Raw genomic sequence first — 12,738 nt, 5'->3', positions numbered from 1 at the left:
ATTGCGCGCTGCATTCAGATTCTTACGCAATATCATCCTGATAGTGCGGAACATCTTGTGATGGAGTAACAGCGCGGTACACTGGAACTATCGTTACTTCATGTCCCAACGCGAGGCCGCTATGACATCCTCTTTCTTTGTTACCGCCGACTGGCTGGCAGAACACCTTTCGGATCCCGATCTGCAAATCGTAGACGCACGCATGTTGCCTCCGGGTATGGAAAACCAGCGGGACATTAAGGCTGAATATCTGGCAAAGCACCTGCCTGCCGCGCCGTTCTTTGATATCGAAGCCCTGTCGGATCACACCAGCCCTTACCCACATATGTTGCCGAGGGCGGAAACCTTTGCGGTTACGATGCGTGAGCTGGGGGTTAACAGCGATAAACACCTGGTGGTTTACGATGAGGGCAACCTGTTCTCTGCTCCGCGCGCCTGGTGGATGCTGCGCGAGTTTGGCGTGGCGAAGGTGTCGATTCTGGCTGGCGGATTAAAAGGCTGGGAAGAGGCCGGTTATGCGCTGGAAAGCGGTGCGGTTGACCTGCCCGAAGCGGAATTTGATGCCCGCTTTGACAGCAAACTGGTGAAACGCCTGACCGACGTGCTGTTAATCAGTCATGAAGGCGGCGCGCAAATTGTGGACGCGCGAGCAGCAAACCGTTTCAGAGGCGAAGTGGATGAACCCCGTCCCGGCCTGCACCGTGGACGCATTCCTAACAGCCTGAATGTGCCGTGGAATTCGTTGGTCGAAGACGGTGAGTTGAAGTCGCCCAAGGCGCTGGAAGAGATTTTCAGCCAGCAAGGCGTCGATCTCACCCAGCCGATCGTCACCAGCTGTGGCTCCGGCGTGACGGCGGTGGTGGTCATTCTGGCGTTGACCACGCTGGGCGTCGAAAACGTTACGCTGTATGACGGCTCCTGGGGAGAATGGGGAAGTCGTGACGATCTGCCCATCGCCATCGGCTGATTCGCGCGGATAAAAAAGGCGGGTCAACTACGCTGACCCGCCTTTTTTCACCTTATGCCGCCTTGACGAGCTTATGCCGGCTTATTGTTCGCCTTAAACTGCCGCAGGAAGCTGCCCCACTTGCGTTCATAGAACGGGGTGATATGGGCGGTAAAGAAGTGGCTGATACCTTTATCGTTTTCCACCACTTCACAAATATCCACCGGCTCATCTTCCAGCAGCGTATCCGTTGCCACACTGCCCGCCGCCTGAATAATCGCCTCGATATCGCTGTCCGCTTCAATTCCAATCAACAGGTTTGGCCGATCCTCTGCCGCTTCTTTGATATGCGCCACATAAGCCCGACGAACCTGCTTATATTTCGCAAACAGCTGGGTCAGGGAATCAATCATCTGCGCCGGCGGTTCAGCAATCTCAGACAGTAACAGCGAGGTTCCCCCTTCCAGCACCGTTTGCTGGCTAAGCGCATTCGCGCCTTCGCCCAACAGGCTGGTGATTTCGCGTGGGGAGAACTCTTTGCCTGTCGGCAGCTTAGGGTTAAGAAACAGCGTTTCTCCCACCGTCATTTCAAACAGGGTGCGTACCGGCATCACCAGGAACGGCTGCTCTTCGGTGACCGCCTGCTCCATCGCTTCTACCGAGGTAAAGAAGGGAATGATGCTGGTGCCGTCGTCTTTTTCCCAGTGCTGCAGGTCCACCTGAGATTCAGCGGTGACGGCCTGTTCCTCCGGGCTTTCACCTGGCACCCAGACGCTGGCGTCCATCAGCAGAGCAAAAAATTCAGGGCGATGAGCAGGCTCAGTCGCGGCCAGTTTTAGCACCTCTTCAAGGCGCTGATTGGTTTCATTCATCGGTTCGATCCAGGCTTATTTCAGCAGCATATTGGCGACGGTGCGCACGCCTAAGCCCGTCGCACCGGCAGACCACTGATCGACAGCACCTTTACGGTAGGTGGCTGAACAGTCGATGTGCAGCCAGCCCTGCTGATAGTTCTTCACAAAATGCGACAGGAAGGCAGCCGCAGAGCTGGCACCGGCGGTGTGTGACGGCGCAGCAATGTTGTTCAGATCGGCAAAGTTGGATGGCAGGTGGCCACGATGGAATTCAGCCAGTGGCAAGCGCCAGAACGGCTCGTTTTCATCCGTTGCACTGCCCAGTAACGACTGAGCCAGCCGATCGTCAAAGCTGAACAGCGCGTGGTAATCATTACCTAATGCGGTTTTCGCCGCGCCGGTTAAGGTGGCGGCATCAATCAGCAGCTCGGGATTTTGCTCGCTGGCATCAATCAGGCCATCAGCCAACACCAGACGCCCTTCTGCATCGGTATTCATCACTTCAACGGTTTTACCGTTACGGTAAGTGATGATATCGCCCAGACGGAAAGCGTTGCCACTAACCATATTGTCGGCACAGCAAAGATAGAGTTTGACGCGTTTGGTCAGCCCACGGCTGATGGCCAGCGCCAGAGAACCGGTCAGCGTCGCTGCACCGCCCATATCTGACTTCATTGAGTCCATTGAACCGCTCGGCTTCAGGCTGTAGCCGCCGGTATCAAAGGTGATGCCCTTACCCACCAGGCAGGCAAACACCGGTGCGTTCTCATCGCCCGTTGGGTTGTAATCCAGCGCCAAAAACGCCGGGCTGCGGGTCGAGCCACGACCGACGGTGTGCAGGCCCATATAGCCCTGCTTGCGCAGATCTTCGCCTTTGGTGATGCGGTAGCTGACCTTGTCGCTGCCTGCGCCACACAGCAGATCGACGGCACGCTGAGCCAGTTGCTCAGGGCTAAGGTCTTCTGCAGGCAGGTTGATGGTGTCGCGCACCCAGTTGATGATCTTCATGCGGCTGTCGAATTCGGCACGGTCGCTGTCATTCAGCGTCGCCCACTCAACGGTGCGCTGCCCTTTCGGCCCACGATAACCCTGCCAGAATGCCCAGCTTTTTTCCAAATCCCAGTCGCCAGTCAGGCTGACATGACGGATGCCCTGCGCATCAATTTTACGCGCTGCGCGCTGGATAGTTGCCAGCACATCGCCGCCGGTCAGATGAATGGTCATCCCGCTGTCATTGCTGGTCAGGGTCGCTTTTTCGCCCCAACGTGCATCCGCCGCTGCCGTTGACAGTGTTATTTTCATTGGTGTGGTTGTCATCGCATGGCTCCTTCTAGAGTTTATTATTTGGTCCGTCCTTAAAAACGGTCGGTCACTACAATAAACCTTTATTTGCGTTCGTCTAATCAGACTTGCAGAAATGAGAGCAAACGGACTGAAAAAGTGTTCAGTCCGTTGGAGAGTCGTAGAGGGAAAGTGCTGCTAATTCAACGAGAAGTCGTTGCTGTCTGACTGTTAGCTTTGAATGCTTTCCACTCCGGGGAAAGCTCGCGCAGGCGGCCAATCGACTTCTGCACCAGCTGAATCGCATAGTCGATCTCTTCTTCGGTAGTAAAACGGCCCAAAGAGAAACGCAGTGAACTGTGCGCCAGCTCATCATTCAGCCCCAATGCGCGAAGCACATAGGAAGGCTCAAGACTGGCAGAGGTACAGGCAGAGCCTGACGACAGCGCGAGATCTTTCAGCGTCATAATCAGCGACTCACCGTCGACATAATTAAAGCTGACGTTGAGGATATTCGGCGCACCCGCCGCCAAATCACCATTCAGATAGACTTCCTCGATGTCACTGAAGCCCGACCAGAGTTTGTGGCGAAATGCGCTCAGGCGCGCCATTTCACCAGCCATCTCCTGCTTAGCGATGCGGAATGCTTCCCCCATGCCGACAATTTGATGCACGGGAAGCGTTCCGGAACGCATACCGCGCTCATGACCGCCGCCGTGGATCTGCGCTTCCAGACGGATACGCGGTTTACGGCGAACATACAGACCGCCGATGCCTTTAGGGCCGTAAATTTTATGCGCAGAAAATGACATCAGATCGACTGGGATCTGGGTGACATCGACCGGTAATTTACCGACGCTTTGCGTCGCATCAACATGGAACAGAATACCGCGCGCCTGGCAAAGCTCAGAAATTTTGCCAATGTCCTGCACCACGCCCGTTTCGTTGTTCACGTGCATGATCGACACCAGGATGGTGTCATCGCGCATCACCGACTGCAGCAGATCCAGGTCGATCACCCCGTTGCTGGCAGGTGCCAGGTAAGTGACTTCGAACCCTTCACGTTCCAGCTGAATACAGGTGTCCAGCACCGCTTTATGCTCGGTCTGGCTGGTGATGATGTGCCTGCCCTTCTCCTGATAGAAGTGAGCAATGCCTTTGATCGCCAGATTATCGGATTCGGTCGCGCCGGAGGTGAAGACGATTTCGCGCGGATCGGCGCCAATTAATTCGGCCACCTGATTACGGGCGATATCCACCGCTTCTTCGGCTTGCCAGCCAAAACGGTGAGAACGGGATGCGGGATTACCAAAGGTGCCGTCGAGCGTCAGGCACTTGATCATTTTCTCGGCTACGCGAGGATCGGCAGGGGTGGTTGCAGCGTAATCAAGGTAAATCGGAACCTTCATTGCTTTTGAACTCCATACATCATGCTAAATGTAAGTCATTCAATGCGACCCGATAAGGTTATCACCCTGCCGCCACCGGCTGAAACTATCAACCGGTGAACGACAGGAGACAGGTTCGCGTTAGCGACAATCAGGCACGCAGATTGACGTTAATGGTTTCATGCACGCGGCCATTGGACACGCGCGCTTTTTCAGTATTGTTCTGACGGTCAGCCACTTCCAGGATTTCCTGGTTGTTAACCAGCTCAGCCAGTGAAATGTTGTTCAGGAAGTCGCTGATACGCTCGCTCAGGTCACGCCACAGCACGTGAGTCAGGCAGCGTTCGCCACCCTGGCAGCCTTCTTTACCCTGACACTTAGTCGCATCAACGGATTCGTCAACCGCCGTAATCACGGCACCGACCGCGATCGCGTCAGAGCTTTTACCCAACAGGTAACCACCGCCTGGACCACGTACGCTAGCCACCAGGCCATTTTTGCGCAGGCGTGAGAACAGCTGCTCCAGATAAGACAGGGAGATGCCCTGACGTTCTGAAATATCAGCTAACGGCACAGGCCCCTGATGGGAGTGAAGTGCAACGTCGAGCATAGCAGTAACGGCATAACGGCCTTTGGATGTCAGTCTCATGGCGTAAACGACCTCAGTAATTACCCTGGTTGGGTGTTAACAAAATATGCCTGAAGTCTGCCATTCCCGACTAAATTGGTCAAGTATTTAACCTAGTAAAACACTCAACTATTTAACCAACCGTTTTAGTCAACTATTACCCCCGCAAACCGGGGGGTAAAATAGTCTACTTTTCGCCCTTTGGCTTTTGCAGCGAAGAGAGCATGCCGCGCAGAATATTCAGTTCATCGCGCTCCGGGCGGGCTCGAGTGAACAGGCGACGCATTTTACTCATCACCTGGCCAGGGCTGCCTTCACGGATAAAGCCGCTGTGGGTCATCATCTGTTCCATATGCTGATAGAAGCGCTCAAGGTCATCGACCAGCGGATATGGCGACTCTTCGTACTCTGGCTGCACGGTTTCCTGCGACTGTAAAAACGCCATACGCACTTCATAAGCGATGATCTGCACCGCCATCGCCAGGTTCAGCGAGCTGTATTCCGGGTTAGCGGCGATTGCCACGTGGTAGTGACATTTCTGCAGCTCTTCATTAGTCAGACCCACGCGCTCGCGGCCAAAGACCAGCGCGACCGGCGCCTGCTGACCTTCCTGCACGCTTTTGATCCCGCATTCGCGCGGATCCAGCATCGGCCACGGCAGCGAACGGGAGCGGGCACTGGTGCCAACAACCAGACTACAGCCGGCCAGGGCTTCATCGAGGGTGTCAACAATGTGGGCTTCGCCGATCACATCGCTGGCACCCGCCGCCAGGGCGATAGCCTGGGAGTCAGGCTTGACGAGAGGGTTAACCAGATAAAGGTTGGTCAGTCCCATGGTTTTCATCGCGCGGGCGACGGATCCCATGTTGCCGGTGTGAGAGGTTTCAACCAGCACGATTCGGATGTTTTGCAGCATAGGAGTTCAGGTCAGTGAGATAATTTGAGGATGCTATCATATTTTCAGGACATTTTACGATCTCCCTGCTATAATCCGCGCCGTTTTCCCGTTCTTTAACATCCAGTGAGAGATAACGATGCATCCAATGCTCAACATTGCCGTGCGCGCTGCGCGCAAGGCCGGAAATTTAATCGTCAAGAATTACGAAACCCCGGACGCTGTCGAAGCGAGCCAGAAAGGCACCAACGACTTCGTTACCAATGTTGATCGCGACGCTGAGCGCCTGATTATTGAGGTGATTCGCAAGTCCTATCCGAAGCACACCATTATTACCGAAGAGAGTGGTGAATTAGCCGGTGAAGACGAGGATGTACAATGGGTTATCGATCCACTGGATGGCACCACTAACTACATCAAACGCCTTCCTCATTTCTCTGTTTCTATCGCCGTGCGCATTAAAGGCCGCACTGAAGTCGCCGTCGTTTACGATCCAATGCGCAATGAGCTGTTCAGCGCCGTTCGTGGACAGGGCGCGCAGTTAAACGGTTACCGCCTGCGCGGCAGCACCGCTCGCGACCTGGATGGCACCATCCTGGCAACCGGCTTCCCATTCAAGCTGAAGCAGCACGCCACGCCTTACATCAACATCGTAGGCAAGCTGTTCACCCAGTGTGCGGATTTCCGTCGTAGCGGTTCTGCTGCCCTGGATCTGGCCTACGTGGCGGCTGGCCGTGTTGACGGTTACTTTGAAATTGGCCTGAAGCCATGGGATTTCGCGGCCGGTGAACTGCTGGTGCGTGAAGCAGGCGGCCTGGTGACTGACTTTGTTGGTGCACACGGTTACCTGACTTCCGGCAACATTGTTGCGGGCAACCCACGCGTCGTTAAAGCGATGCTGGCTAACATGCGTGAAGAACTGAGCGAAGCGCTGAAGCGCTAGGTTCCCGTTCGGGACCGTTCAGTGACAAAAAGGCGGAGCTCAGCTCCGCCTTTTTTGCTTTCAGATTAGCCTAAAAACATTGGTCTTATGCCGCCGGACATCGCCGGCGTGGCGCTAAGCCACAGCATGATGCCGACCGCGACCAGCAGCACGCCTCCCACCAACGACAATCCTGACCAGCCGACTTTCTGCCAGCCCGCAGGAGAGGCGCCACGGCTGAGTTTTAGCGCCAGCGCTCTGGAAACCTGCACCAGCAAGGCCATCGCCGAAACGGTTAACGCCGTCCCCACCGCCATCGCCAATGCCGACAGCACGCCCCAGCCATAAACACCAATCACTTTTGAAAACAGCAGCATCATGATTGCCCCGGAACAAGGGCGCAGTCCCATCGAAAGCACCACGATCGCTTTGGTTTTGCCATTGACCGCTTTATCCAGCATCTGGCTGTCCGGCACATGCTGATGCCCGCAACCGCAGCTGTCGCTGTGTTGATGCCCCACCGGCACGATCCGTTGAATCCTCATCGCTGGCAAGGGCCGTAAGGCTTGCCAGATTTTGCGCAGCGCGCGCCAGCACAGCCAGAGGCCCAGTCCGGCGACCATCAGATAACTGCCCTTCTCCAGCCAGTAACTGCTGAGATGCAGCTGGCGGGATGAGAGGCCGAGCACCACCAGCATCACGGTGACCAGCAGGATGGCCACCCCGCCCTGAACCACCGCCGCGGCCAGCGTCAGCTGCAAACTGGTTTTGACTTTCGTCGGATGCGTGGCAAGAAACGTGGCGATCACCACCTTGCCATGCCCCGGCCCCAGCGCATGCAGCACGCCATACATCAGGCTGAATCCCATCAGCGCCAACCCCGCCTGATGCGGATGGCTGGCCACCTGCTGCAGCAACACGGTCATCTGTTGATGCAGCGTTTTCTGCCACAGAATGCTTTGCAACAGGATCTGCGGCCAGTGTTGCCAGACCGTGAAACCTGCGGCAATAAACAGCAGCAGCACAACATAGAGCGGCCACGCTTGCAGCCAGCCACGTTGCGGCCGGGAAGTTATGGCATTTACTGACATGTCAGGGTCACCGTCTGCGCGAACTGTTGCCCCAAATCCATATCCTCTGGCGGCGCGTCGGCTTTATCCAGCGACAGCGCATAGGCCTGCATCGACGCATCCGGTTTCGGCGTTTTCAGGGTGAAGGTACAGCGCTGCGCCAGCTCAGGGGGAATGTGCAGGGACTTTTCGGAATCGTAATACATATCAACGAAGTAACTCGGGTCAAAGGTGGTAAAGACATACGTCTGGCTGGCCAGCGGCTGCGGTTCGCCCAGCGGTAAAACATAGTCCAGCACCGCCTTGTTTCCCTGCCTGGAGAGATGGTATTCCGGCGGTAAGTTATCGAACTTCACCGGTTTGCCCTGATGCCAGAACTCACTGAAATAATGCTGTCCGAGCACGTTGGCCATCACCTCTGCCGCCAGCTTTTTCCAGACTACTGAATCGGGTTTGGCCTTACCGGCGTCGTACAGCAGATCGGCCGAGGTAATCTCATCCATCACCCAATGCATTTTCAGGCCAGTGATCTTATCGTCCTGATGCACTAGCGTTGCCTGCATATCAATAAAGCTGTGCGGATGGGCCCACGCGTGCGGTGCCAGACACAGGCATAATGCCCCGATTAGCCGCCCAACAATAATGTTATAATGTAACAAATTCAATTCCCTCTGCTGTTCAGGCAAAAATTCTGTGACCTGCCTAGAAAGCTATAAATAAAACTGGCCGCACCACGCTGCCACCGGCAGCAATCACGCTATGCTTAGCGATGTTACTTTTCACTGGGATTGCCGACGATGAGTTTACCCTCACCCGAGCCTTCAGCTTTCTCCAGTCCGCAGCGTCATTGTCATCTGCTTTTATTGCTTTATCTCCCTGAACTTCCCGTGACTCTTGAGGTGATGAGTCAGATTAACGGGGTGGATCGGTCGGTTACCCGGCAAGATATAGCGGAGGTCGAAGCAGAAATCCAGCGCTATCACCGCCTCGCCCTGCATCAGGATGCCGCGGGGAAGTGGCAGATAAGCGGTGCGGAACTGGACCAGCGGTTGTGCCTGTTTCACTGGTTACGTCGGGCATTGCGGCTGACACCGGATTTTGTGAAGCAACATTTTGCCCCGCACGTTAAGCAGCAGCTTAAACAGAAGCAGATTGAGAAGGTGCTTTATGATGAGCGAAACCTTCTGGCGTTGGTGCAACATTGCGGCCAGAAGCTCGCACGCCAGTTCACCGAGCGGGATCGCCAATTCTTGCAACTGCTGATGCAGCATTCACTGTGCCGGCAATCACGCACGGAATTCAATGACGCGCAGCAAAGCTGGCTGGCGGCAAAAATCGAACATCAGGTGGCGGAGGAAGTGGTTCGTCACTGGCAAAAACGCTGCAAAACGGCCCCCGATGGCAGTGAAACCTGGCTGTTTGCCCTGCTGTTCAGTCAGATGCACGCACCCAGCGCTGATGATGCCCACCATGATTATGAACATCAACTGCTGGACGCGGTGCGCCAGTTAATCGATCGCTTTCAGCAGCTTTCGGGCATGCGCTTCAGTGATGATAAGGGGCTGGCCGACCAGCTTTATACCCATCTGGCCCAGGCGCTGGAACGCTCGCTGTTTGGTGTCGGCATTGATAATAGCCTGACTGAGGAAGTGACCCGCCTGTATCCAAAGCTGTTGCGGACCACCCAGGCCGCGGTAGCGGAATTCGAGCAGCAGTATCAGCTGACCTTCTCGCAGGAAGAGATGGGGCTGATTGCGATAATTTTTGGCGCCTGGCTGATGCAGGAAAGTGCGCTGCAGGAGAAGCAGGTTTTGCTGCTTACCGGCAAGGATGAGGCGCTGGAGCGGGAAGTTGAGCAACAGGTGCGCGAGCTGACGCTGCTGCCACTGAATATCAAATACCTGGATGTGGCCGAGTATCAACGCAGCAGTGCGCCTAAGGGCATTGCGCTGGTGATTACTCCGTACGCCACACCGCTTCCCCTTTACTCGCCGCCGTTAATTCATGCCGAGCTGCCGCTGCAACCTCATCAGCAGCAGCGCATCCGGCAGCTGCTGGAGTCGTGATCAGCCGACCTTCGGTCGCAGGAACAGCGCAGGTATCACCACCATCGCCATCACCCAGAAGACGCCGCCGTGCAGATGCTGGAACAGCACGCCGCAAATCATGGTCATCACCGCAATACCGCCACCCATCGCCAGCGCCGAATAGACCGACTGCAGACGGATCACCTCTCCTCCCTCGCGCGTGGCAATAAAACGCATCGCCGCCAGATGACAAACGGTGAAGCTGCCGCAGTGCAGGATCTGCGCCACAATCAGCCAGGGTAACGCGGTGGTTGATGCCATCAGGCTCCAGCGTACCAGCGCACAAATCCCTGACAGCAACAGCAGGTCGCGCGCGCCCCAGCGACGGAACAGTCGGTTGCTGGAGGCAAAGACAATGATTTCGGCCACCACGCCCAGCGACCAGAGATAGCCGACAACGCTGGCTGAGTAGCCGGCTTCCTGCCACCAGATGGCGCTGAAGCCGTAATAGGCGGCATGCGCGCCCTGCATCAGCGTTACGCACAGCAGGAACCGCCAGACGGCATTTTCCTGCAGCAATCGCTTCCAGTCAGCCCATCCGGCCGTTTCGGTCTGCTTCGCATTGCCTGTAGGCAGCACGGATGGCCGTAACAGCATGCCAGCAAACATCGCGGCAACGCCGATACACAACATCACCAGTATCGCCTGATAAGAGAAAGCATTGACCAGCACGCCGGTCAGCGCCGAGCTGATAACGAACGCCAGCGAGCCCCACAGGCGAACCGGGCCATAGGCCATTGAAATTTGCTTTTGCCAGGTCGCTGCCAGCGCATCGCTGAGCGGAACCAGCGGCGAGAAGAACAGGTTGAAGCCAATCATCACCAGCAGCAGCCAGATCCACGAAGTGCTGATCCAGAAGCTGAGCACAAAGCATAACGCCAGCACCGCCAGCAGGCGAAGCGCGGTAATCAGTTGCGAAGGATTGGTGACTCTTGAGGCGATGATCAGGCTGCCGAGGAATCGGGCGATCATGCCGCAGCCCAGCAGCAGGCCAATTTTCTCTGGCTGCAGGCCAGAGTCTTTCAGCCACACTCCCCAGAAAGGAAGCCAGACGCCATAGGCAAAGAAGTACGTGAAATAGCCCAGACCGAGCCAGTAAGCTGAACGAATCGCCATGTTCCCTCCGACAAAAGTGCGCGCTACTTTCTCAGAGGTCAGGCCTAAGATCAATTAACGGGACAGTATTGTCCCGTTAATGTGTTCCGGATCCCCTTTCGCGAGGGAAAGGGGTAACGCAACGTTATGCGTAAACCGGGAAGCGTGCGCAGATTTCCAGAACCTGCTTCTTCACACGTTCCTGAGTGCCTTCATCCGCGACGTTGTCCAGAATGTCGCTGATCCAGCCAGCCAGCTCGCGGACGTCAGCTTCTTTGAAGCCACGGCGAGTAACCGCAGGAGAACCAATACGAATACCTGAAGTCACAAACGGGCTCTTCGGATCGTTTGGTACGCTGTTTTTGTTAACGGTGATGTTGGCGCGACCCAGCGCGGCATCCGCTTCTTTACCGGTCAGGTTTTTGTCAACCAGGTCCAGCAAGAACAGGTGGTTATGCGTGCCACCAGAAACCACTTTGTAGCCACGCTCCAGGAACACCTCAACCATCGCTTTAGCGTTTTTAGCCACCTGCTGCTGGTACACCTTGAACTCAGGCTCCATCGCTTCTTTCAGTGCGACCGCTTTACCGGCAATCACGTGCATCAGCGGGCCGCCCTGGCCGCCAGGGAAGACAGCGGAGTTCAGCTTCTTGTACAGGTCTTCGTCGCCGCCCTTCGCCAGGATCAGGCCGCCACGCGGACCCGCCAGGGTTTTGTGGGTGGTGGTGGTAACGATGTGTGCATGCGGGAGTGGGTTAGGATAAACGTCCGCTGCGATCAGACCGGCAACGTGCGCCATATCAACAAACAGCCAGGCACCGATGCTGTCAGCGATTTCACGCATTTTCGCCCAGTCGCACAGACCGGAGTACGCGGAGAAGCCACCGATGATCATTTTTGGCTTGTGCTTCTGTGCCTGCGCCGCCAGATCGTCGTAATCGATTTTGCCGGTTTCATCGATGCCGTAAGGCACGACGTTATACAGCTTACCCGACAGGTTAACCGGGGAACCGTGAGTCAGGTGACCACCGTGTGCCAGGTTCATCCCCAGAATGGTGTCGCCCGGCTGCAGCAGCGCGGTGTAGACGGCGAAGTTCGCCTGGGAACCTGAGTGTGGCTGCACGTTCGCATAATCGGCACCGAACAGCGCTTTCGCACGATCGATCGCCAGCTGCTCAACGATATCCACATACTCACAGCCACCGTAGTAGCGCTTGCCCGGATAGCCTTCGGCATATTTGTTGGTCAGCTGAGAACCTTGCGCCTGCATAACACGCGGACTGGTGTAGTTTTCAGAAGCAATCAGTTCAATGTGCTCTTCCTGACGCACTTTTTCCTGCTCCATTGCCTGCCATAACTCGGCATCATAATCGGCAATATTCATATCACGCTTTAACATCCGCATCTCCTGACTCAGCTAACAAAATAATCGGTATCGATCGGCCCGTTTGGGCGAAGGCCAACAGTGTAAACTGTTTTACCTGCTTAGGGGTAGCCACAAAGCGCCCTTTTTACGCAATCGATTGGCTTCAGGACTGGCGAGGGTTGCCTAACCAAATGATGCCCCCGCCA

Annotated in this window: 12 protein-coding genes; 3 read left to right on the top strand and 9 right to left on the bottom strand. The window is 55.9% G+C overall.

What is annotated here, in order from left to right; genetic code table 11:
• Positions 1 to 121 precede the first annotated feature (121 nt).
• Positions 122 to 967: a 3-mercaptopyruvate sulfurtransferase gene (sseA, locus tag AC0IXH_RS00110; RefSeq protein WP_471719721.1), complete on the top strand. Its 846-nt coding sequence runs from the start codon at positions 122 to 124 to the stop codon at positions 965 to 967.
• A gap of 71 nt (positions 968 to 1,038) precedes the next feature.
• Here the strand turns inward: sseA and sseB are convergent, their stop codons facing one another.
• The 5 genes from sseB to trmJ all read right to left on the bottom strand — a co-directional run bounded on the left by sseB (position 1,039) and on the right by trmJ (position 6,013).
• A complete protein-coding gene (sseB, locus tag AC0IXH_RS00105; RefSeq protein ID WP_013203400.1) occupies positions 1,039 to 1,818 on the bottom strand; it encodes an enhanced serine sensitivity protein SseB in 780 nt (259 codons plus the stop codon).
• A gap of 15 nt (positions 1,819 to 1,833) precedes the next feature.
• Positions 1,834 to 3,117 (bottom strand): aminopeptidase PepB, encoded by a 1,284-nt coding sequence (pepB, locus tag AC0IXH_RS00100; RefSeq protein ID WP_471719720.1) that lies wholly within the window; start codon positions 3,115 to 3,117, stop codon positions 1,834 to 1,836.
• 167 nt (positions 3,118 to 3,284) lie between these two features.
• On the bottom strand, positions 3,285 to 4,490 hold the full coding sequence (locus AC0IXH_RS00095) for an IscS subfamily cysteine desulfurase (RefSeq protein WP_013203402.1): 1,206 nt from the start codon (positions 4,488 to 4,490) through the stop codon (positions 3,285 to 3,287).
• Positions 4,491 to 4,620: 130 nt separating this feature from the next.
• Positions 4,621 to 5,118 (bottom strand): Fe-S cluster assembly transcriptional regulator IscR, encoded by a 498-nt coding sequence (gene iscR / locus AC0IXH_RS00090; protein WP_013203403.1) that lies wholly within the window; start codon positions 5,116 to 5,118, stop codon positions 4,621 to 4,623.
• 166 nt (positions 5,119 to 5,284) lie between these two features.
• Positions 5,285 to 6,013 (bottom strand): tRNA (cytosine(32)/uridine(32)-2'-O)-methyltransferase TrmJ, encoded by a 729-nt coding sequence (gene trmJ, locus AC0IXH_RS00085; protein ID WP_013203404.1) that lies wholly within the window; start codon positions 6,011 to 6,013, stop codon positions 5,285 to 5,287.
• Positions 6,014 to 6,131: 118 nt separating this feature from the next.
• Between trmJ and suhB the strand changes: the two genes are divergently transcribed.
• On the top strand, positions 6,132 to 6,935 hold the full coding sequence (suhB, locus tag AC0IXH_RS00080; protein ID WP_013203405.1) for an inositol-1-monophosphatase: 804 nt from the start codon (positions 6,132 to 6,134) through the stop codon (positions 6,933 to 6,935).
• A gap of 65 nt (positions 6,936 to 7,000) precedes the next feature.
• On the opposite strand, the gene AC0IXH_RS00075 is transcribed toward suhB, so the two are convergent.
• Together AC0IXH_RS00075 and AC0IXH_RS00070 are read right to left on the bottom strand one after the other, a co-directional pair.
• Complete coding sequence (locus AC0IXH_RS00075) at positions 7,001 to 8,005, bottom strand: nickel/cobalt transporter (protein ID WP_471719719.1); 1,005 nt, start codon at positions 8,003 to 8,005, stop codon at positions 7,001 to 7,003.
• On the bottom strand, positions 7,996 to 8,628 hold the full coding sequence (locus AC0IXH_RS00070) for a DUF1007 family protein (protein WP_049789666.1): 633 nt from the start codon (positions 8,626 to 8,628) through the stop codon (positions 7,996 to 7,998). The genes AC0IXH_RS00075 and AC0IXH_RS00070 overlap by 10 nt, the downstream gene beginning before the upstream one ends.
• A gap of 153 nt (positions 8,629 to 8,781) precedes the next feature.
• Here AC0IXH_RS00070 and csiE point away from each other — a divergent pair, with 153 nt between their 5' ends.
• Positions 8,782 to 10,050 (top strand): stationary phase inducible protein CsiE, encoded by a 1,269-nt coding sequence (gene csiE, locus AC0IXH_RS00065; RefSeq protein ID WP_471719718.1) that lies wholly within the window; start codon positions 8,782 to 8,784, stop codon positions 10,048 to 10,050.
• Here csiE and AC0IXH_RS00060 read toward each other — a convergent pair whose 3' ends face one another.
• Both AC0IXH_RS00060 and glyA read right to left on the bottom strand, forming a co-directional pair.
• Positions 10,051 to 11,187: a 3-phenylpropionate MFS transporter gene (locus AC0IXH_RS00060; RefSeq protein ID WP_471719717.1), complete on the bottom strand. Its 1,137-nt coding sequence runs from the start codon at positions 11,185 to 11,187 to the stop codon at positions 10,051 to 10,053.
• Between the two features lie 124 nt (positions 11,188 to 11,311).
• Positions 11,312 to 12,565, bottom strand: coding sequence for a serine hydroxymethyltransferase (glyA, locus tag AC0IXH_RS00055; protein WP_013203410.1), 1,254 nt, complete (start codon positions 12,563 to 12,565; stop codon positions 11,312 to 11,314).
• Positions 12,566 to 12,738: the final 173 nt, after the last annotated feature.

The sequence above is a fragment of the Erwinia sp. AC075 genome, from assembly GCF_979253995.1.
This window is presented reverse-complemented; position numbering and strand designations above follow the sequence as displayed.

What these genes read in the sequence shown, in the direction of transcription:
- sseA (WP_471719721.1), top strand. Translation starts at nt 122, where the DNA reads ATGACATCCTCTTTCTTTGTTACCGCCGACTGGCTGGCAGAACACCTT.
- sseB (WP_013203400.1), bottom strand. Translation starts at nt 1,818, where the DNA reads ATGAATGAAACCAATCAGCGCCTTGAAGAGGTGCTAAAACTGGCCGCG.
- pepB (WP_471719720.1), bottom strand. Translation starts at nt 3,117, where the DNA reads ATGACAACCACACCAATGAAAATAACACTGTCAACGGCAGCGGCGGAT.
- AC0IXH_RS00095 (WP_013203402.1), bottom strand. Translation starts at nt 4,490, where the DNA reads ATGAAGGTTCCGATTTACCTTGATTACGCTGCAACCACCCCTGCCGAT.
- iscR (WP_013203403.1), bottom strand. Translation starts at nt 5,118, where the DNA reads ATGAGACTGACATCCAAAGGCCGTTATGCCGTTACTGCTATGCTCGAC.
- trmJ (WP_013203404.1), bottom strand. Translation starts at nt 6,013, where the DNA reads ATGCTGCAAAACATCCGAATCGTGCTGGTTGAAACCTCTCACACCGGC.
- suhB (WP_013203405.1), top strand. Translation starts at nt 6,132, where the DNA reads ATGCATCCAATGCTCAACATTGCCGTGCGCGCTGCGCGCAAGGCCGGA.
- AC0IXH_RS00075 (WP_471719719.1), bottom strand. Translation starts at nt 8,005, where the DNA reads ATGTCAGTAAATGCCATAACTTCCCGGCCGCAACGTGGCTGGCTGCAA.
- csiE (WP_471719718.1), top strand. Translation starts at nt 8,782, where the DNA reads ATGAGTTTACCCTCACCCGAGCCTTCAGCTTTCTCCAGTCCGCAGCGT.
- AC0IXH_RS00060 (WP_471719717.1), bottom strand. Translation starts at nt 11,187, where the DNA reads ATGGCGATTCGTTCAGCTTACTGGCTCGGTCTGGGCTATTTCACGTAC.
- glyA (WP_013203410.1), bottom strand. Translation starts at nt 12,565, where the DNA reads ATGTTAAAGCGTGATATGAATATTGCCGATTATGATGCCGAGTTATGG.